Annotated in this window: 22 protein-coding genes and 1 pseudogene; 13 read left to right on the top strand and 10 right to left on the bottom strand. The window is 65.5% G+C overall.

From position 1 onward, the window contains the following. Positions 1-146 precede the first annotated feature (146 nt). The 7 genes from WAO18_RS16165 to WAO18_RS16135 are packed head-to-tail and all read left to right on the top strand — an operon-like array spanning position 147 to position 7,532. Positions 147-1,793, top strand: coding sequence for a virulence factor Mce family protein (locus WAO18_RS16165; protein WP_422207269.1), 1,647 nt, complete (start codon positions 147-149; stop codon positions 1,791-1,793). Continuing rightward, positions 1,790-2,962, top strand: a complete 1,173-nt coding sequence (locus WAO18_RS16160) for a virulence factor Mce family protein (RefSeq protein WP_422207268.1) — start codon at positions 1,790-1,792, stop codon at positions 2,960-2,962. The genes WAO18_RS16165 and WAO18_RS16160 overlap by 4 nt, the downstream gene beginning before the upstream one ends. Continuing rightward, complete coding sequence (locus WAO18_RS16155) at positions 2,956-4,521, top strand: MCE family protein (protein WP_422207267.1); 1,566 nt, start codon at positions 2,956-2,958, stop codon at positions 4,519-4,521. Before WAO18_RS16160 ends, WAO18_RS16155 begins: the two co-directional genes overlap by 7 nt. Next, the gene (locus WAO18_RS16150; RefSeq protein WP_422207266.1) at positions 4,491-5,204 is read left to right on the top strand and encodes an Mce protein; all 714 of its coding nucleotides are present in this window, start codon (positions 4,491-4,493) and stop codon (positions 5,202-5,204) included. Before WAO18_RS16155 ends, WAO18_RS16150 begins: the two co-directional genes overlap by 31 nt. Further along, complete coding sequence (locus tag WAO18_RS16145; protein WP_422207265.1) at positions 5,201-6,220, top strand: RDD family protein; 1,020 nt, start codon at positions 5,201-5,203, stop codon at positions 6,218-6,220. The genes WAO18_RS16150 and WAO18_RS16145 overlap by 4 nt, the downstream gene beginning before the upstream one ends. Next, positions 6,217-6,822 carry a mammalian cell entry protein gene (locus tag WAO18_RS16140; protein ID WP_422207264.1) on the top strand — a complete coding sequence of 202 codons (606 nt, stop codon included), beginning with the start codon at positions 6,217-6,219 and terminating at the stop codon, positions 6,820-6,822. Before WAO18_RS16145 ends, WAO18_RS16140 begins: the two co-directional genes overlap by 4 nt. Further along, positions 6,789-7,532, top strand: coding sequence for a mammalian cell entry protein (locus WAO18_RS16135; RefSeq protein WP_422207263.1), 744 nt, complete (start codon positions 6,789-6,791; stop codon positions 7,530-7,532). Before WAO18_RS16140 ends, WAO18_RS16135 begins: the two co-directional genes overlap by 34 nt. Here the strand turns inward: WAO18_RS16135 and WAO18_RS16130 are convergent. Genes WAO18_RS16130 through WAO18_RS16115 form a run of 4 tightly spaced genes read right to left on the bottom strand, consistent with a single transcriptional unit; the run spans position 7,529 to position 11,030 of the window. Next, positions 7,529-8,701, bottom strand: a complete 1,173-nt coding sequence (locus WAO18_RS16130; protein WP_422207262.1) for a phosphodiester glycosidase family protein — start codon at positions 8,699-8,701, stop codon at positions 7,529-7,531. The two genes, WAO18_RS16135 and WAO18_RS16130, sit on opposite strands and share 4 nt — an antisense overlap. A 60-nt stretch (positions 8,702-8,761) precedes the next feature. Beyond that, a complete protein-coding gene (locus WAO18_RS16125) occupies positions 8,762-10,147 on the bottom strand; it encodes an ABC transporter permease (RefSeq protein ID WP_422207261.1) in 1,386 nt (461 codons plus the stop codon). A gap of 27 nt (positions 10,148-10,174) precedes the next feature. Further along, positions 10,175-10,900, bottom strand: a complete 726-nt coding sequence (locus WAO18_RS16120) for a pirin family protein (RefSeq protein WP_422207260.1) — start codon at positions 10,898-10,900, stop codon at positions 10,175-10,177. A 4-nt stretch (positions 10,901-10,904) separates the two neighbouring features. After that, on the bottom strand, positions 10,905-11,030 hold the full coding sequence (locus WAO18_RS16115; RefSeq protein WP_422207259.1) for a hypothetical protein: 126 nt from the start codon (positions 11,028-11,030) through the stop codon (positions 10,905-10,907). On the opposite strand from WAO18_RS16115, the pseudogene WAO18_RS16110 reads away from it, so the two are divergent. Next, positions 10,984-11,412: pseudogene (locus WAO18_RS16110) on the top strand (dihydrodipicolinate reductase); the annotation flags it as partial. The gene WAO18_RS16115 and the pseudogene WAO18_RS16110 sit on opposite strands and share 47 nt — an antisense overlap. On the opposite strand, the gene WAO18_RS16105 reads toward WAO18_RS16110, so the two are convergent. Both WAO18_RS16105 and WAO18_RS16100 read right to left on the bottom strand, forming a co-directional pair. After that, positions 11,409-11,990 carry a dihydrofolate reductase family protein gene (locus WAO18_RS16105; protein ID WP_422207258.1) on the bottom strand — a complete coding sequence of 194 codons (582 nt, stop codon included), beginning with the start codon at positions 11,988-11,990 and terminating at the stop codon, positions 11,409-11,411. The pseudogene WAO18_RS16110 and the gene WAO18_RS16105 sit on opposite strands and share 4 nt — an antisense overlap. Before the next feature lie 123 nt (positions 11,991-12,113). Then, complete coding sequence (locus tag WAO18_RS16100) at positions 12,114-13,193, bottom strand: sigma-70 family RNA polymerase sigma factor (RefSeq protein WP_422207257.1); 1,080 nt, start codon at positions 13,191-13,193, stop codon at positions 12,114-12,116. Here WAO18_RS16100 and WAO18_RS16095 point away from each other — a divergent pair. Genes WAO18_RS16095 through WAO18_RS16085 form a run of 3 tightly spaced genes read left to right on the top strand, consistent with a single transcriptional unit; the run spans position 13,141 to position 15,283 of the window. Beyond that, positions 13,141-13,980: an alpha/beta hydrolase gene (locus tag WAO18_RS16095; protein WP_422207256.1), complete on the top strand. Its 840-nt coding sequence runs from the start codon at positions 13,141-13,143 to the stop codon at positions 13,978-13,980. The genes WAO18_RS16100 and WAO18_RS16095 overlap by 53 nt on opposite strands. A gap of 44 nt (positions 13,981-14,024) precedes the next feature. Continuing rightward, positions 14,025-14,774: a DUF2786 domain-containing protein gene (locus tag WAO18_RS16090; RefSeq protein WP_422207255.1), complete on the top strand. Its 750-nt coding sequence runs from the start codon at positions 14,025-14,027 to the stop codon at positions 14,772-14,774. Next, a complete protein-coding gene (locus WAO18_RS16085; protein ID WP_422207254.1) occupies positions 14,771-15,283 on the top strand; it encodes a TIGR04338 family metallohydrolase in 513 nt (170 codons plus the stop codon). Before WAO18_RS16090 ends, WAO18_RS16085 begins: the two co-directional genes overlap by 4 nt. On the opposite strand, the gene WAO18_RS16080 is transcribed toward WAO18_RS16085, so the two are convergent. After that, positions 15,280-15,423, bottom strand: coding sequence for a metallothionein (locus WAO18_RS16080; RefSeq protein WP_422207253.1), 144 nt, complete (start codon positions 15,421-15,423; stop codon positions 15,280-15,282). The genes WAO18_RS16085 and WAO18_RS16080 overlap by 4 nt on opposite strands. Positions 15,424-15,539: 116 nt before the next feature. Between WAO18_RS16080 and WAO18_RS16075 the strand changes: the two genes are divergently transcribed. Continuing rightward, a complete protein-coding gene (locus WAO18_RS16075) occupies positions 15,540-16,196 on the top strand; it encodes an O-methyltransferase (RefSeq protein ID WP_422207252.1) in 657 nt (218 codons plus the stop codon). A 3-nt stretch (positions 16,197-16,199) separates the two neighbouring features. Here the strand turns inward: WAO18_RS16075 and WAO18_RS16070 are convergent, their stop codons facing one another. Beyond that, entirely contained in the window at positions 16,200-17,180 is a 981-nt protein-coding gene (locus WAO18_RS16070) for an NAD(P)H-dependent flavin oxidoreductase (RefSeq protein ID WP_422207271.1), read from the bottom strand. 5 nt (positions 17,181-17,185) lie between these two features. Beyond that, complete coding sequence (locus WAO18_RS16065) at positions 17,186-17,803, bottom strand: TetR family transcriptional regulator (protein WP_422207251.1); 618 nt, start codon at positions 17,801-17,803, stop codon at positions 17,186-17,188. 143 nt (positions 17,804-17,946) lie between these two features. Between WAO18_RS16065 and WAO18_RS16060 the strand changes: the two genes are divergently transcribed. Further along, entirely contained in the window at positions 17,947-18,318 is a 372-nt protein-coding gene (locus WAO18_RS16060) for a sigma factor-like helix-turn-helix DNA-binding protein (RefSeq protein WP_422207270.1), read from the top strand. A 30-nt stretch (positions 18,319-18,348) separates the two neighbouring features. On the opposite strand, the gene WAO18_RS16055 is transcribed toward WAO18_RS16060, so the two are convergent. Then, positions 18,349-19,559: dihydroxy-acid dehydratase (locus WAO18_RS16055; RefSeq protein ID WP_422207250.1), on the bottom strand; the 1,211-nt coding region annotated here is incomplete at its 5' end.

Raw genomic sequence — 19,559 nt, 5'->3', positions numbered from 1 at the left:
CCGGGGAACCCCGCGGCGGCACCGCCGCCCGGACCGGCGGCGCCCGGACCACCGACCCCGCCGGGACCCGGTAATAACCTGCCGGCGCCGTATATCGGCAACACCGGCGGAGCCGGCGGTAGCGGTGCGCAAGGAGGTAACCAGAATTGAGCACGGTCTTTGATTTCCGCAACCTCCGACTGCCGAAGCTGTCGCGTGCCTCGATCATCATCGGTTCGCTCGCGATCGTGGTGGCACTCATCCTGGGTTACCTGGGCCTCGAGCTGTACAAGAAGCTGACCAACAACACGGTCGTGGCCTACTTCCCGGTGGCCAACGCGCTCTACAACGGCGACCGAGTCGAGATCATGGGCGTCAAGGTCGGCGCAATCGACAAGATCGAGCCGGCCGGCGACAAGATGAAGGTCACCTTCCACTACGCGAACAAGTACAAGGTGCCCGCTGACGCACAGGCGGTAATCCTCAACCCGACGCTGGTCGCGTCGCGGCTGATCCAGCTGGAGCCGCCTTACAAGGGCGGGCCGACGCTGGCCGACAACGCGGTGATCCCGGAGGAGCGCACTCAGGTGCCTACCGAGTGGGACGAGCTGCGCAACACCATCACCAACGTCATCTCCAAACTGGGGCCGACCAAAGAGCAGCCGAAGGGTCCCTTCGGTGACGTCATCGAGGCCTACGCCAACGGACTGGCCGGCAAGGGCAAGCAGATCAACACCACCTTCAACGACTTGTCGCGAGCGTTTACCGCGCTCAACCAAGGTCGCGGTGACTTCTTCGCGGTGGTGCGGAGCCTGGCGCTGTTCGTGAACGCACTGCACGCCGACGACCAGAAGTTCGTGGCGCTCAACAAGAACCTGGCGCAGTTCACCAACAGCCTGACCGGCACTGACCAGGACCTGGCCAACGCCGTGACGCAGTTCGACGGGCTGCTGACGACAGTGCGGCCGTTCCTCGACAAGAACGCCGAAGTGCTCACACACGACATCAACAACCTTGCCGACACGACCAACACCCTGGTTCAGCCCGACCCGCTAAATGGTTTGGAAACCGGCCTGCACGTTCTGCCGACGGCGCTGGCCAACGCGAACCTCATTTACCACCCGGCGCACAGCGCCATCGTCGGTCAGCCGGCGGGCGTGGTCGGCACACAGGGCTTCGCCAACCCGATGGAATTCCTCTGCAGCGCCATCCAGGCCGGCAGCCGGCTGGGCTATCAGGAATCGGCCGAGCTGTGCGCGCAGTACCTGGCGCCGATTCTCGACGCGATCAAGTTCAACTACCCGCCGTTCGGCCTGAACCTGTTCAGCCTCGCCGCCACGTTGCCGAAGGAAGTCGCTTACTCCGAGAACCGGCTGCACCCGCCACCCGGCTACAAAGACACCACGGTGCCGGGTATCTGGGTGCCCGACACCCCGACGTCGCATCGCAACACCCAGCACGGCTGGATCACCGCGCCCGGCATGCAGGGCGTGAAGGTGGGGCCGGTCACCGCGAGCTTGCTGACCCCTGAATCGCTTGCCGAACTCATGGGCGGTCCGGACATCGCGCCGGTGCAGTCGACCTACCAGACCCCGCCGGGTTACCCGAACGCGTACAACGAAGAGCCCGGCCCAGCGCCGTTCCTCGGCGTACCAGGCAATCCGGCGCCGATCCCACCGCCGCCGCCCGGACCCGAGGTGATCCCGGGCCCCGTGGCTCCGCCGGCTTACGGACCCTCGCCGCTGGCAGGGCAAGCGCCGCCCGGACCCGCGCTGCCCGCTGAGGCGGCATCCGCACCAGGAGGCGGCCAATGATGCGCGTGCTGATGAGCCGTCTCCGCCACCGAATCTGGCAGGCCCTGGTGATGCTGGTGGCCGCCATGGTGCTCAGTTCCTGCGGCTGGCGCGGTATTTCGAACGTCGAACTGCCCGGTGGGCCGGGTGGCGGGAGCGGCGCCTACACCGTGTACGTGCAGATGCCGGACACGTTGGCGATCAACGGCAACAGCAAGGTGATGGTCGCCGATGTCTTCGTCGGTTCCATCCGCAAGATCGAGCTCAAGAACTGGGTGGCCACCCTGACGCTGGGCTTGGACAAGAACGTCAAGCTGCCGAAGAACGCCACCGCCAAGATCGGACAGACCAGTCTCCTCGGTTCTCAGCACATCGAGTTGGCCGCACCGGCCGACCCGTCGTCGCAGATGCTGAAGAACGGCGACACCATCCCGCTGAAGAACTCGTCGGCTTATCCCAGCACCGAGCAGACACTGGCCAGCCTGGCCTTGGTGGTACGCGGCGGCGGACTGCCGAACCTCGAGGTCCTGCAGAACGAGGTCAACAGCATCCTGACCGGCCGAGGTCCGCAGATCCGGGCCTTCCTGGGCAAGTTGGACACCTTTACTCGGCGACTCAACGAGCAGCGTGACGACATCACGCACGCCATCGACTCGACCAACCGGCTATTGGCCTACGTGGGCACCCGGTCGTCGACTCTGGATCGGGCGCTGACCGAATTCCCGCCGCTGATCAAGTATTTCGCGGACAAGGACTACCAGAGGCACTTGATCGACGCCGTCGAGAATGTGGGCCAGCTCAGTCAGGCCGCCGCCCTGTACCTCGGCGAAGCGCAGGGTCCGCTGCACCAGAACCTGCAGTTGCTGCAGTGCCCGTTGAAGGAGTTGGGCCGCGCCTCGCCGTACCTGCTTGGCGCGCTGAAACTGATCTTCACCGCCCCATTCGACCTCGACACCGCTCCGAAGCTGATTCGCGGTGACTTCATGAACTCGTCACTCGAGGTCGACACGACGCTGTCGGCGGTGGACAACGCGTTCCTCACCGGCACCGGAATGTCGGGCGTGTTGCGGGCACTGGAGCAGTCGTATGGCCGCGACCCGGCGACGATGATCCCCGACGTGCGCTACACGCCGAACCCGAACGACGCGCCCGGTGGGCCACTGGTGGAGAGGGCGGACCGGCAATGCTGACACGTTTCATCAAGCGCCAGTTGGTCATCTTCAGCATTCTGACTGCGGTGGCCCTGCTGGTGCTGGGTGTGTACTACCTGCGTATTCCTTCGCTGGTAGGTATCGGCCAATACCAGCTGAAGGCTCAGCTGCCCGCGTCCGGCGGTCTGTACCCGACGGCGAACGTGACCTATCGCGGAATCACGATCGGCAAAGTGACCGCCGTGGAGCCCACCGAGAAGGGCGCCGAGGCGACGATGAGCATCGACAGCGATTACAAGATCCCACTGGATTCGATAGCGAACGTGCATTCGGTGTCGGCCGTCGGTGAGCAGTATCTCGACCTGGTGTCGCAGGGTAAGGCGCACGGGTTCTTCTCGCCGGGGCAGACAATGACCCATGGCACCGTGCCCAGCGAGATCGGGCCGGCGCTCGACACCGCCAACCGCGGGTTGACGGTGCTGCCGAAAGACAAGATCGGTCAATTGCTCGACGAGACAGCGGATGCGGTCGGTGGGCTGGGTCCGGCGCTGCAACGACTGGTCGATTCCACCCAGGCGATCGTCGGCGACTTCAAAACGAACATCAACCAGGTCGACGACATCATCCAGAATTCGGCGCCTATCTTGGACAGCCAGGCCGTCTCGAGTAATGCGATCGACCGGTGGGCGCACAACCTCAACATTCTCGGCGGGGAAGCCGCTCAGACCGATTCGCACCTGAAAAGTGTTCTTTCTCAGGCGGCGCCGACCGCCGATCAGGTCAACTCGGTGTTCAGCGACGTCCGTGAGGCGCTGCCGCAAACCCTGGCCAACACCGAGATCGTGCTCGATATGCTCAAGCGCTACCACCCCGGCGTCGAGCAATTGCTGACGTTCTTGCCGCAGCTCGGGTCGATTGTCCAGGCGATCTCCGCGCCGTACGAGAAGGACAGGATGGCCTCGCTGGACCTCTCGCTGGCGATCAACTACCCGCCGCCCTGTTTGACCGGATTCCGCCCGGCACCGGAGTGGCGCTCGCCGGCAGACACCAGCATCGCGCCGATGCGCGACGGAAACTATTGCCGGATTCCGCAGGACTTCCAAGCCAACGTGGTCCGCGGCGTGCGCAACATGCCGTGTATGGATGTGCCGGGCAAACGCGCCCCTACTCCGATGGAGTGCCGCGACAACAAGCCTTACGTTCCGCTGGGCACCAACCCGTGGTTCGGCGACCCGCTCCAGTTCCGGAACTGCCCGGCGCCCGGTGCGCGCTGTGACCAGCCAGTGGATCCCGGCCATGTGATACCGGCGCCGTCGGTCAACAACGGACTGAACCCATTGCCCGCCGATCGGCTGCCACCGGCCGGATTGACGCCGCCGCCGAAAAGCGATCCACTACAGCGGCCCGGCTCGGGAACAGTCCAGTGCAACGGCCAGCAGCCCAACCCCTGCATGTACTCTCCGGGCGGACCTCCGGCAGCCGTCTATAGTCCGATGAGTGGCGAGGTGTCGGGTCCCGACGGTTCTAAATACTCCGTCAACAACTCACGCAACACAGGAGATGACGGATGGAAGGAGATGCTGGCGCCAGCCGGCTGACCCCGAACGACGCGGATGATCCCTCGTTGGAACCGGATTCGGTCGCCGACGAACCCACTACTGAGGACGCTGCCGCGGATTCACCGGAATCCGAGGATGCAGCCGACCACGAGATCACCGAGTCGGAGGCCGACGACCTAGCGGAATCGGCGAGCACCGACGCAGCGGACGACCCTCGCGGCACGTCACGCCTCGGCCGCAGGTGGTTGGTCGGGATCACGGCCGTCCTTGTCCTGCTCGCCGGCGGTGCCGGCGCCGGCGGGTACTTGGCGCTGCGCTCCCACCTGGACAGCCAGGCCACCGCCCGCAATGACGCTGCAGCGGTGGAGGCGGCCAAGGACTGCGTCTCGGCCACCCAGGCGCCCGACATCGCGGCGATGGCCACCAGCGCGCAGAAGATCATCGAGTGTGGCGCTGGAGCGTTCCGCTCGCAGGCGATCTTGTACAGCGGGCTGCTCGTCGAGGCCTATCAAGCCGCCAACGCGCATGTTCAGGTGTCGGATCTGCGCGCGGCGGTAGAAAGCAACAAGCCCGACGGATCCATCGAGATCTTGGTGCCGCTGCGGGTGAAGGTATCCAACGCCGATTCACAGAACCAGGAAGCGGGCTACCGCTTGCGGGTGACGATGGTGCACGAAGAAGGCCAGTACCGAATTTCCAAGCTCGACCAGGTAGCGAGGTGACGGTGCTGGTCGAAGAGACCGAGACCGCACCGGCAGTTGACGATTCAGCGCCGAACGAGTTGGCGCGCTGGCACATTCGCGCGGCCGCATTCGCGGTTGACGTTCTGCCCGGTGTCGCTGTGGTGGCAACGACGGGACTGCTCTGGTTGGCGGTACCGACGCGCAGCTTGTGGTGGTGGGTATCGATATCCTTCCTCGTGGGCGCGGCCCTGGTGACGATGGTCAACCGGGCGGTTTTGCCGGCGATCCTCGGTTGGAGCCTGGGGCGCGCTCTGCTCGGAATCGAGGTGGTACACCCGGACGGGGTCGCCGTCGGAGTGGGTCGCCTGTTGTTGAGGGAACTTGCTCACCTGCTCGACACCATGTCGGTGTTCGTCGGATGGCTTTGGCCGCTGTGGGATTCACGCAAGCGCACGTTCGCCGACCTACTGCTGCACACCGAGGTGCATTGCGTGGCGCCAGAACGGCGTCCCACCGATATCCGGCGGCACGCAGCGATCGCGGTCGGGACTGCGGTGTTGCTCTGTGTGGCCAGTGCTGCGGTGAGCGTCTTCGCGATCTTCCTGCCCGACCGCGCCGCCGACCAGACCCGCGCCGCGGTCATCGAGCAGGGACCCAAGATGATCATCCAAATGCTCACCTACGACCCGAAATCGCTGAAGCAGGACTTCGACCGGGCCCGATCCTTGACCACTGACAAGTATCGACCGGAGTTGATCAAGCAGCAGGAGGCGGTGCAAAAGGGTCACCCCGTCATCAACGAGTACTGGGTGACCGACCGCACCGTGCTGTCCGCAACACGGGATCAGGCGACGATGCTGCTGTTCATGCAGGGCCACCGTGGCGACGGCGACAACCAACGATTCATTACCGCCACGGTTCGGGTTTCGCTCGTGAAAGCCAAAGACGGGCACTGGCTGGTCGACAACCTTGATGTCGTGACGAAACCCAAACCCGCTCCGGCCAAGGAGCCGGCTCCGCCCAAGGGGCCGACACCGCACAAGGGCCAAAAGTGAGCCCCCGCAGGCGAATCCAGCCCGGCGAAGAGCCGCTGCTGAAGGTGCCGAAAGCGACGCTGTGGTCAAGACTGCCGTGGCGACCGACGTTGCCCGCCCAGTGGTGGAAGCCGTCGCGGGCATGGGCGTTGCCGTCAGCGGTGGGCGGCGCGACAGTGCTCACGGTGGCGGCCATCGCCACGTCGTCGATCGTTCTGGTCAACCAGCGATCGCATCACCATGACGAAATGCAAGAAGTCGACGTCCTCGGCTACGTCAAGGCGTTCATGACCGGGTTCACCACACTGGATCCCTTTCACGCCAACGCTTACTACGATCGGGTAATCGCCAACGCCACAGGCGATTTCGCCAAGCAATATCACGACAAGCACAACGATATCCTGGTGCAGATAGCCCAGGCCGAACCGACCAAGGGCATCGCCCTCGCCGCGGGGGTGGAACGGTGGAACGACGACGGTAGCGTCATCGTCATGGTGGCGACCGACGTGTCGTTCAAAATCCCCGACACAAAGCAGAAAATCGACAACACAAATCGTTGGGTGGTTACGGCTCAGCGGGAAGGCAACCAGTGGAAGATCAGCAGCCTGCAGCAGGTGATCTGACCGAAGAGTCTCCCAGTAGCACGTCGGGAGAGGATTCGGCCGGCGACACCGACGTCGCGGAAACCGAAGCTGCGCACATCGATCCGGACGCCTCGGACGGCGATGACGAGAACGCCGAGGGCGCGAATGAAGACGAGGATTCGGACGGCGCCGATGCCACGGACGATCCCGTTGTCGGCTTCAAGCAATGGCGACCGGTCAGCAAGTGGTCGGCGATCGCGGCGGCTGTCGCCGCGTTGCTGTTCGTCGGGTCTGCGGCGTTCGCCGGTGCGATGCTGCAGCCTTATCTGAGCGACCGCGCGACGGTGGCGATCAAGCTCAACGTCGCCCGCACCGCCGCCAACGCGATCACAACTCTTTGGACCTACAACCCCCAGAACATCGACAAGCTGGCCGACCGGGCTTCGCAGTATCTCAGCGGCGATTTCGAGGCTGCCTACCGCAAATACCTCGACGCGCTCGTCGCACCTAACAAGCAGGCCCAGATCACCAACAGCACCCAGGTCGTCGGTGCGGCGGTCGAGTCATTGTCCGGATCGGATGCTTCCGCGATCGTGTACACCAACACAGCGTCGACCAGTCCAACCACGAAGGACGTCCCGTCGCTGAAGTACTTGTCCTATCGCCTTGCCCTGCAACGGGATCACTCGCGCTGGCTGGTCACCAAGATGACCACCATCACCTCCCTGGATCTGACGCCCAAGTTCTAGTTGAACGCCAACCAGCCTGGCAGCGAGCGCTCGTGCGAGTCGCACAGCACCTCGTAGGTGTCGCAGTTGCCTTTCGGCACACCGGCACCGGCCCACATACCGCCGGTATCGCGACGCAGCACGATGGCCGACGAGGTCCCGCCGTCCAGCAGTACCGCGGCGTCGCTGCCCAATCCGCGGAACAGGTCCTGAATGTTGTCCGGGGTGTAGCTACCGCCTTGGAACACATACATTTCGTCGCGAGGCTTGGAGTAGGCAAGCGCGGTACGGGCCGCGCTCGGGCCACCGTCGTTGAGCTGTCCGGTATTTCCCGGGGCCAGTAACCCCAGCCCGCTCACCGCCACGAACTGCTCGCCCCGGTCCACTAGGCCGGCGACGACTTGCGTGGCGGCGTCGTAGTCGTGGCCGTCTCGGCCGCCCCTGGGCCACAACACTGTTGGCGCGCCTCGCACCGGCAGAATCATGGTGGCCAATGCGCTCCAATTCTCGTTTCCACCGGACAGGCCTTGCTTGCCCGCATAGGGAATGGTGCCGGTGACGGCCTGGTTGGCTCGGCCCTGGCCGTGCGTGTTGTCGACGTAGGCGCCCAGCGGCGAGCTGCAACCCGTCGAGCGCCACGAGCCGCCCCTCTGACCCCGGATGTCGAAGAAGTTGGCGTTGATCGCGATGGTTGGCTGGCCCAGCACCTGCCAGGCCTGCACCGCCGTGTAGGTCTCCGATGCCTGGATCAATCCATCGCCGGTGCGCGCATGCGGATTACGTTCGCAGCGCGATTGGACACCGTGGTGGCTGTCCACCAGCAGATGCGGCTCAAGCCGTTGGGAGGCAGCCTTGATGATCATCAGGTGCCCGCCGCTGCCCCCGTCGTACCAGTTACCCGCGGCGTTGAGCATCGGTGCCGGATGCCCGCCGCCGAAGTTGTACACCAGATACGAGCCTTTGGTGTTGGCGATGGCACTGGCCAGCAGCTCGCGCGCCTCGGCGCGCGCAACCGGCTGTCCCGTGCTGGTCGCCAGCGTCAGGCACAGCGCGGCGCCGGCGCCGGTAGCTGCGATGCGCCGCAAGGCGGTGGCGAAGTATGGCACGGCTGCCCTTTCGGCGCGAAAGTCATTGCAAATAGCAGAGCATTTGCCACAGGTATTACACAGCAACTTGAATAACAGCGGCATGACGGTTCAGCCGCAGTCCAATGACGTTCGCTCGCTATACGTTTGCGACCGCTCGGTGGACTATGTCTCGGGGTAGTCGACCTCGGTCTGCGATGGGTTGACGACGCCCACCGGCGCATCGGCCGCAGGCGCCGTCCCGACTTGGCCGGAGCCGCGCCGGTCGTAGAAGCGGGTGACGATGACGCCAAATAGAACACCGATCAACAGGCCGGCCCCGGTAAACTCCAGCGACTGCGCCAGACCCGCATCGGCGCGGCCGCCCAGATACAGCAAAGCCCTTGCGCCCAAGAACACTTGGTGCATCGGCTCGAACTTCGCCAACCACTCGAACAGCGCTGGGGTGGCCTGCAGTGGCACCGTCGCGCCCGCCGACGGCAACCCGAGAATGATGAAGACGAACAAGCTGACCAAGACGCCGAGTGCTCCCAGTGCCGCGATCAGAGCCGTGGCGGTCACACCCACCGCGAAGATGGCGAACGCGCTGAAAAGCCATATCGCCAGGCTGTTCTGAATGGGCATGCCGATCTTGCCGGCGATCAGCAGATAGGCGGCTGACGTGAGGAACGCCAGTACCGCCATCATCGCCCACTTGATCAACAACGCCCGGAGCCGCGAGATCTTGACCTGCGCGGCGAGTCGATGGACGGGACCGACTTCGGTTGGTTCGAAGCCGAGCATCGCGTCCACCATCATGCTCACCACGACGCTGCCGGTAAAGCCGGCGAGCAGCAGCAGCAGCGCATAGTAGAAGGCGGACAGGCCATTACCGGTGCCGTCCGGTAGTACGTTGTGCACGGTCGATTTGACCTCGATCGGATTGGCCAGCATCAACGCGACCGCAGCGGGCTCGGGGCTCTTCCCGGTCTGTTCTGCGACCTCTTGTGAAAGCCGTTGGCCGACCCGCTGATCCACCGTGGCGACGGCACGCTGTAGGGTCTGGCTGGCGATACTGGCACCCAGTGTGCCGGCACGCGGATTCGTCGAGACGATAATGACCGCACGCTCAACACGTCCGGGTGTCAGCGCACTTTTAGCGTAGGCCTGCAGCTTGGACGAGAAGTTCGGCGGTATCACCGCGATGCCGTAGATTTCGGCGTTATCCATCTGCTTCTTGGCTTGGTCGTGGTTCAGCACCCGGACGTCGTAGGCATCGTTGTCGAAGCTCGACAGCATGCCCTTGACGACCTGCGCGCCGGTGGGCCCGGCGTCCTGGTTCAGGATGGCGACCGGGAAATGCCGCAGATTGGTCATCGGCTGCAGGACTCCGCCTAGATAGAAGGCGGCCAGTGCCGATAACACTGTCAGTGCGATGACGATCGGAAGGCTCCAAAAGCGCACTGTCCGAGTCGGTTTCGGGTTTGTCAGCCCGTAGCTGGTGGCGGCCGTAAAGGTGTCGTCGCCGTTCGATGCGTCGGATGCCGGGTGTGCGGCTGGTGGTTCAGACATTCCGACTCCTGTTCGTCCGCGCCAACCCTAGTCGCCGAGGGCTGCGTGCATCTCCCAGACGAGCAATTCCGCGTCCTCGCGGGCCGTGACGATCGCACCGGTCGACGCCGTGAACCGCACCGCGTCACCCTCGGCAAGCGCGGCACCGTCGTGCACGTCCACCCGTCCCCGGGCGAGATACAGATGCAGATACGGTGCCGCCGGCAGCGCGACTTCGGCGCCGGCTCGCAATCGCGCACCGTGCAACGCCGCCGATCGATTGTGGATGGTGACCGCGGCATCGTGTCCCGGCATCCCCGAGGCGATCGTCACCAGACCGCCGTCGAGCTGATCGTCGTCGATCGCCTGCTGCTGGTAGCCAGGCTCGATCCCGGGCGGGTCGGGCCGCACCCACATCTGCACGAAGCGAACGGGATCGGCGTCGGAGGCATTCTTTTCCGAATGCGAAATGCCGGAGCCCGCCGACATCCGTTGCGCGAGGCCGGGATAGATAATGCCGCTATTGCCCGCTGAATCGTGATGAGCCAACGAGCCCTCCAGTACCCAGGTGACGATCTCCATATCGCGGTGCGGGTGGGTATCAAACCCGGCAGCCCCCGCCACCACGTCGTCGTTGTTGACCAGCAGCACACCGTGGTGGGTGTTAGCCGGGTCGTAGTGATCGCCGAACGAAAAGGAATGCCGAGATTGCAGCCACGATGTCGAGGTGACCGCTCGGTCGGCGGCACGCCGGATCTGAGCAGTGGCGGACACGATGTCACGGTACCCCGGGGCTCAGCAACGCCTGGGCTCCCAGCAGTGCGGCGTCGAGGTCGAGCGCCAACTCGTCCCGACCGCCCAGCGGACACATCGCCGCCGGCACGGTCGGTGCGATGCGCTCCACGCTGACCGGATACGTCGACGGCAAGCCAACTTTCGCCATCGACCACGTCACCCGCGTGCGCGACGATCTCGCACCCGACTGGCCGCAACCGCACATCTCGATACCCCCGCGCGACCTCGGCTTCGGCCCGGTATCCGGACGCGGTCTCTACCGCGTCGAGATCGAGGGTTCGCCGAGCATGCGCTGCGAGTTCGAGATGGCCGACGACCACGACCACGACCTGGGCGCCCGGATCGCCGGCGCATCCCGGATGGTGAACGCCATCCCGGCGGTCTGCCAGGCTAAGCCGGGACTGCTGTCGGCGCTGGATCTGCCGCTGGTCACCGGCGCCGGGTTGGTCCGGTCGGTCACCGGGCCGGCACCGGACAGCCGGCTGTTCTAGACGTGCAGGGTGGGCCGGTAGATGAGCTCTTGGATATGGCTGTCGAGCGTTCGGCTCTCAATCAGTTCGAGGTCGAAGTCGGCCGCGCCCTTGAAGATCGGGTCATCTCCGTTCTGACCGGTGATCACCGGGAAGAGCGTCACCTGGATGCGGTCGACTAGGCCGGCGGCCATTAGCGCCCGGTTCATCGACAGGCTGCCGTGCGAGCGCAACGGCACCTCGGACTCTTCCTTCAGCCGGGCGACGATGTCGACGGCGTCGCCGCTGACGATTGTTGCGTCAGGCCAGTCGAGAGGTCCATCCAGGGTGGACGACACCACCGTTGCCGACAGGTGCCTCATCCGGGTGACCCACGGGTCGCGCACGTCTGACTCCTCCGTGCTCTCGGCGAGCATTTGCGCGAACAACCGATATGTGTTGGCGCCGAAGAGCATCCGCTGCTTCTCGTCGTAAAGGGCGAGGCGGTGGTCGAGCAATTCGGGGCCCTGCTTGCCCCAATAGCCGCCCCAGTCGCCGCCACTGACGCCGCCGAAGCCATCAAGGCTGGAAAAGACGTCGAAGGTGTAGGTAGCGGTCATGAGGCTCTCCTCGAGTGCGGTCGGTGGCCTGTCAGGGGTACAGACTGAAAACCGTGTCGAAACTCATCACCGCGGGTTCTTGGAGTCCGGCCGCTGCGCTTCGGCCACTTGATGGCCGGTAGGTCAAAGGCGCTCAGGCAGGCCGAATTTCGCGAACAACGCGGTATCGAGGAAAGCCACCACACGGGACACGCCGTCGGCCCGCATGTCCAGCACGTGTAGCTGGAAGGGCACATGGCCGTCGCCGTCGCGCATATACATCGCCGCGGCCGGCTGCCCGTTGGCGGTCAGCGGGATCAGCCGCATATCGTCGGGCAACTCGGCGGGGCATTGCTGGTGAATCAGCGTCACGATGGCCTGCGGCCCCTGATACCAGCCAACGTATGGCGGCATCTCCCAGATCGCCTCATTGGTGAACAACTCGACCAGCCGGTCGATGTCATAGGCCTCGAACGCGGCGATATAGCGCGTCAATCGGTCCTGCGCGTCCGCCGACTCAGGGTCCAACACCCGGTCGTCGGCGCTCGGCCCGGCAGCCTCCAGTTGGGACCGCGCACGTTGCAGCAGGCTGTTGACGGCGGCCGTGCTGGCGCCGATCGCGTCCGCCACCTCGGCGGCCTTCCACTGCAACACGTCGCGCAGCAGCAGCACCGCCCGCTGCCGGGGCGACAGGTGCTGTAGGGCCGCCACGAACGCCAGCCGCACGGACTCGCGTGAGCCGATAATCGATGCCGGATCGCCCGCCGCGTCGGGCAGCGGCTCCAGCCAGGGCACCTCGGCGCCTTCGACCAGCTCGGCGGTCGGGTCCGAACTCGGCGCGCCCAGTCCGGTCGGCAGCGGCCGGCGTCGGCGGTTCTCCAGGGCGGTCAGGCAGGTATTGGTGGCGATCCGGTGCAGCCAGGTGCGCACCGACGACTTGCCCTCGAAGCGGTCGTAGGCCTTCCAGGCCCGCAGCAAGGTCTCTTGCACCAGGTCCTCGGCATCGTGCAACGACCCGGTCATGCGATAGCAATGCGCGAGCAGTTCACGCCGGTAGGGCTCCGCGGTCGCAGAAAAATCGGTGTTGCCGTCATCGGCCAATTCACGGGCCAGCACGCTCACCGGACCGAGCTTACGTATCGACTCTGACGTTGGGTCTACGCTGCCCCTGATGACAACGACGCGTACCGAAGGATCCTTCGACGGTGTTGACGGTGTGCGCATCGTCTATGAGGTCTGGACTCCCGATACCGCGGTTCGGGGAGTGGTGATCCTGGCGCACGGGCTGGGCGAGCATGCCCGTCGCTACGACCATGTCGCTGCGCGGTTCGGCCGCGATGGACTGGTGACTTACGCTCTCGACCATCGCGGACACGGCCGTTCGGGCGGCAAGCGGGTGCTGCTCAAGGACATCTCTGAATACACCGGCGACTTCGACACCCTGGTCGGGATCGCCGCCAAGGAGCATCCCGGTGCGACACGCATCGTGCTCGGCCACAGCATGGGTGGCGGCATCGTGTTCGCCTACGGCGTCGAACATCCCGACGACTACGACCTGATGGTGCTCTCCGGGCCGGCCGTGGCAGCCCAGACCGCCGTCTCACCGCTGCTGGCATCGATCGCCAAACTCGTCGGGGCCATCGCACCCGGTTTGCCGATGCAGGCACTCGACGCCAGCGCGGTGTCCCGCGATCCGGCCGTCGTGAACGCCTACAACACCGACCCGCTGGTGTATCACGGCAAGATTCCCGCCGGCGTCGGCCGCGAGCTGCTGCGGATCGGCGAGACGATGCCGCAGCGGGCGCCCTCGCTGACCGCGCCTCTGCTCGTCGTGCACGGGTCAGACGACCGGCTGATTCCCGTCGACGGCAGTCGCCAGCTGGTCGCGGCGGTGGGCAGTTCGGATGTCGAACTGAAGGTCTATCCGGGGCTGTATCACGAGGTGTTCAACGAGCCGGAGCAAGATCAGGTCCTCGACGACGTGGTGTCGTGGATCAACGCGCGACTGTGAATGGCCGCGCACGGAACGTCTTCCGGTTCGCCTAGTTTGGTGGCATGACCGACGACAAGATGCTGGCGCGTATTGCGGCCCTGTTGCGTCAGGCCGAGGGGACCGACAACGCCCACGAGGCCGAGGCATTCATGACGGCCGCTCAACGGCTGGCCACGGCGACGTCCATCGACCTGGCCGTCGCACGGTCGCACGCCGACAAACGCACACCGGCCCAGACGCCGGTGCAGCGCACGATCACCATCGGCGCGGCCGGCACCAAGGGTCTGCGGACCTACGTGCAGCTGTTCGTGGTGATCGCGTCGGCCAACGACATCCGGTGCGACGTCGCGTCGAACTCGACGTTCGTTTACGCCTACGGCTTCGCCGAGGACATCGACGCCACCCACGCGCTGTATGCCAGCCTGGTCGTCCAGATGGTCCGCGCGTCTGACACCTACATCTCGTCGGGTGCGCATCGGCCGACCCCGACGATCACCGCCCGGCTGAATTTTCAGCTGGCGTTCGGCGCGCGGGTCGGGCAGCGGTTGGCCGAGGCCCGCGAGCAGACCCAGCGAGAAGCGAAGAAGGACCGCCGTCGTCCACCCGGCACGGCAATAGCGTTGCGGAACAAGGAGTTAGAGCTTCGCGATTATTATCGGACCGCCTCGAAGGCGCGTGGCACCTGGCAGGCCAGCCGCGCCACCGCCGGCTATTCGTCGGCGGCGCGGCGGGCCGGTGACCGGGCCGGAAAGCGGGCCAGGCTGGGCAGCGGCCCGGAGCTCTCCGGGGCACGGAGTGCGCTGGAGCGGTGAGCGCCGACAATTCGTCTGCTCGGGACTCGCAGCGCTCGAAGGTCTACGCCGCCGAGGAATTCGTGCGAACGCTGTTCGACCGTGCCGCCGAACACGGCTCGAACAGTGTGGAATTCTTCGGCACGCAGTTGACGCTGCCGCCCGAGGCGCGGTTCGGCTCGTTGGCCGCGGTTCGCCGCTATGTCGACGACGTGCTGGCGCTGCCTGCGGTGCGACGGCAGTGGCCCGAGGTGGCGCCCTTGCGAGTGCGGGCCCGACGGGCCTCGACCGCTGCTCACTACGAAAACCGAGATGGCACAGGGGTTATCGCGGTACCCAGCCGCCAAGAGGCCGACTGGGCGATGCGTGAACTGGTGGTGCTGCACGAGATCGCACATCACCTATGTGAGGTGAACCCGGCGCATGGGTCGCAGTACGCCACGACGCTGTGCACCCTGGCCGAACTGGTCATGGGGCCCGAAGTCGGGCACGTACTGCGGGTGGTTTACACGAAAGAGGGCGTGCGTTAGCTGACGGCGACCATCTCGTCGCCGCACTTGCAGATGTAGGCCTGCTCAGTGTCAGAGCAGTGACATGCGACCTCGATACGAACGCGACAGCCGCAGCCATCGTGACCACAGCTCAACAGGGTTCCTGCGTCGTCGGACATTTCCCACCTCTTCTGAATCGGGACCGGACACCAGGTATCGTATACCCCTGGGGGGTATAGAGCAAGGACGGCAAACGCGGTGGCGGCCCGCCTCGTCGCCGGACTAGCGTTGCCTCATGACCCAAAAGCCAACCCCTGCCGACGTCGACGAATTCTTGGACACCACCGTGCTCGACGACGATCCCGTGTTGTCCGCGGCGCTCGAGGCCAGCGACGCGGCCGGGTTGCCGAAAATCGCCGTCTCGGCGCAACAGGGCAAGTTCCTGAGCCTGCTGGCCGCCGCGACCGGCTCCCGGCGCATCTTGGAGATCGGCACGCTGGGCGGCTTCAGCACGATTTGGTTAGCCCGCGGCGCGGGTCCGGCCGGTCGGGTCACCACGCTGGAATACGAGCCCAAGCACGCCGAGGTGGCCCGGGCCAACATCGATCGTGCCGGTCTCAGCGATCGGGTGGAGGTGCTGGTCGGCGCCGCCCTGGATACCTTGCCAAGCGTCAACGGCGGTCCATTCGACCTGGTGTTCATCGATGCGGACAAGGAGAACAATCCCGGCTACCTGGAGTGGGCCGTCAAGCTCACTCAACCCGGCTCAGTGATCGTGGTGGACAACGTGATTCGGGAGGGGGCGATACTGTCGCCCGACCAGGACGCCGTGCTGCGCGGGACGCGCAAAGTGCTCGAGCTGATGGGGGAGCACCCCCAACTCGACACCGCGGTGCTACAGACGGTGGGCGCCAAGCACTGGGACGGCTTTGCGATCGCGCTGGTGAAGTAACCGTCAGGGCGCCAGGTCGTTCACGGCCTGCTGCGCGGAGATGACCTCGCTGATCCGCAGCGCCGTGTCACCGGCGTAAAGCGCTCCGGCGTCCACCGAAGAATCCGGCATGCCGCTCAGCGGGGCCAGCGGCGTGAACAGCGGCCGTCGCGGCGACTGCACGCGGATGAGCGCGCCGGCGTCGAAATATCCCAGCACCGCCAGCCAGCGGCTGCTGGCGTTAAGGCCAGCGGGCAACGCTTTGGTGGTTCCATCGCTGCGGCACCACCGCCGTGTGGCGGCATTGGGGATCACGCGATGCCGAAGCGGCCAGCTGAGGCCGAAAAGTGTGGTTTCCATGGTTGTTTCGGCGTCGAGGATTCGTCGCTGATACTGCGGATGCGCATTGGCCTCATGCGTCATCAGAAACCGCGTTCCGGCGATAACGCCATCGGCTCCGGTGTCCAGCGCCCGGCGGGTGTCCTCGCCGGTGGCGATCCCGCCGGCGAGGAAGACGGGCCGCTGACCGGCCGCCGCTCGCGCGTGTGGCAGAAAGTCGAGCGCAGGCATGGTTCCGACCAGATGGCCGCCTGCCTCGCGTCCCTGGGCGATCAAACCGTCAGCGCCCCAACCGATTGCCAGTCGCGCTTGAGCTTCAGAACCGACCATCACGAAGACGAAGATTCCGGCATCGCGCAGATGCTCGACGATGCCGCGATCGCCGCCGAACGCCACCACCACAACCTCGACGCCCTCATCGACGCACACCGCGATGTGGCTACGACGGGCGAAGTGCATCAACAGGTTCACCGCGACAGCGCGGTCCGGGGCCTCAGCGCGAACGTGATTGATCGCCGCTCGCAATTGACCGGGCTTCGCCAATCCCAGGGTGCCCAGGCCGCCCGCTTTCGCCACCGCTGCGGCCAGTGGCCCGCCGGCAAGACCCCCGCCCATTCCGGCCTGACCGACTGGGACGTCAAGGTGAAGTCGATCAGCGATGTCCAGCGTTCTTACCCACCCTGGGCCGTAGCGGCGTCGAGCAGAGCGCGCACAGTCGCATAAATCTGCCGGGCGGCATCGTCGATCGTGCTCATGGGTTGCAGCATATGGCTGAAGGTCAAACGGACGTCGACTTCGACGATCGAGTCCAAGTGCCGGTCGATGGGGTCCGGAAGATCATAGAAATTCCGAGCGGCCGCGGCGATCGTGTTCATCGCACCGCGCCAGATGGGACTCGGTCCCACCGTCAATAGCGGAGTCAGGCCGACCTCCGCGTCGCGAGCGCGGGTAAGGCTCGCTTTGACCAGTGGGTCGTCGGCGCCGGCGCGCAGGGTAAAGGCCGCACCGGCCGCAAGACCAGCGGCCACGTCGTCTGGATGGCCATGCAGCGCCGAAATGACCCCGGTGATGAATCGGTCGGTCTCCCTTTGGACCAGAGCCTGGCCCAGTGCCTCCTTCGCGCCGATCTCCTTGTACAGCGCTTGACGGCTGATGCCGACGGTGGTGGCGATGCGTGACATGTTCACCGCCTTCCAGCCCTCGGCGCAGACCAACGCATAGGCCGCGTCCAAGACGCGGGCGCGTAGCAATTGGCGAACCTCCGCCTGAAAGTTCGGCGCTGTGGACATATGTCGCAGCATACACAGTTGACCAGATTTGTCGGGATTGACACAGTTCTGGCTTAACTGTATACATTGATGACAAATACCGGATAGTGTAACCGGAAGCGGGCGCGAGAGTGAATCCGAATGGTTCGGATGTCGAATCGTCGATGCGCTGCGGGCGAGAATGCACCGTGGAAGATCCCGGTTGCGGCCGGCAAGGGCCAAAACAATGGCCTTCATCCGCGCAATACGCCCAGAGTTGCCCTGTCGCACCTGCGAATCGGGGCCGGGCCGAGGGGAGGCGTCCACAGACCGACTTGGCGCGGCACCCTCAGCGGGAGGCCGCGATTGTCAGGGCGGCGATGGCCCAACTGTCCGATCCACAGCGTGCCATGATTTACAGCTCGCACTATCTCGGGTGGACGACGACGCAGATCGCCGCCGAACTGGGGACCAATGATGAGTTCATCAAGCATGAATTGCACCGCGCGCTGCACGCACTGCGGCTGACTCTGCAACGCGCGGGCGGCGGCCGCTAACCGCGGTCGGGCCAGGAAAGCGGCACGCGGCTACCCGCAGATCGCTCCGTTGGCCGCCGATCCCACCAGCTTGATGTACTTGGCCAGCACGCCCGAGGTGAAGCGGGGCGGCAACGGGGTGAAACCTTCACGGCGGGAATCGAATTCGTCAGCGTCAACCAGCACGTCCAGGGTGCCCTTGGCGACGTTGAGGCGGATCCGGTCGCCGTCGCGCAGGAAAGCGATCGGTCCGCCGTCGACCGCCTCCGGGGCGATGTGCCCGACGCACAGGCCGGTGGTGCCGCCCGAGAATCGGCCGTCGGTCAGCAGCAGCACATCCTTACCCAGTCCGGCGCCCTTGATCGCGCCGGTGATGGCGAGCATTTCCCGCATTCCGGGACCGCCCTTGGGGCCTTCGTAGCGGATCACCACCGCGTCACCGTGCGTGATGGTGCCGTCTTCCAGGGCGTCCAGTGCTGCCCGCTCCCGTTCGAAAACCCTTGCGGTGCCTTCGAACACGTCGGAGTCGAAACCGGCGGACTTGACCACCGCGCCCTCGGGCGCCAACGAACCGTGCAGGATGGTGATCCCGCCGGTGGGGTGGATGGGATTGTCCAACGCCCGCAGCACCTTGCCGTCCGGGTCGGGCGGGGCGATGTGCGCGAGGTTTTCGGCCATGGTCCGGCCGGTGACGGTCAGGCAATCGCCGTGCAGCAGGCCGGCATCCAGCAGTGCCCTCATCACCACCGGCACGCCGCCGATGCGATCGACGTCGAACATCACGTGCTTGCCGAACGGCTTGACGTCGGCCAGGTGCGGCACCTTCGCGCCGATGCGGCTGAAGTCCGCGAGCGACAGCTCCACCTCGGCCTCATGGGCGATGGCCAGTAGGTGCAGCACCGCGTTTGTCGAGCCGCCGAACGCCATCACGACCGCGATCGCGTTCTCGAAGGCTTCCTTGGTCAAGATGTCGCGGGCGGTGATGCCGCGGCGCAACAGGTTGATCACCGCTTCACCGCTGCGGCGTGCGTAGCCGTCGCGCCGGCGGTCGGTGGCCGGGGGAGCGGCGCTGCCCGGCAGCGACATGCCCAGTGCCTCGGCGGCGCTGGCCATCGTGTTGGCGGTGAACATGCCGCCGCACGCGCCTTCGCCGGGACAGATGGCCCGCTCGATTGTGTCGACGTCCGCGCGGGACATCAGCCCGCGGGCGCAGGCCCCGATCGCTTCGAAGGCGTCGATGATCGTCACATCACGCTCGGTCC

Source organism: Mycobacterium sp., assembly GCF_049278535.1.
Taxonomy (GTDB): Bacteria; Actinomycetota; Actinomycetes; order Mycobacteriales; family Mycobacteriaceae; genus Mycobacterium.
Note: the sequence above shows the minus strand (reverse complement) of the source record. Positions and strands in the feature narration are given on the sequence as shown.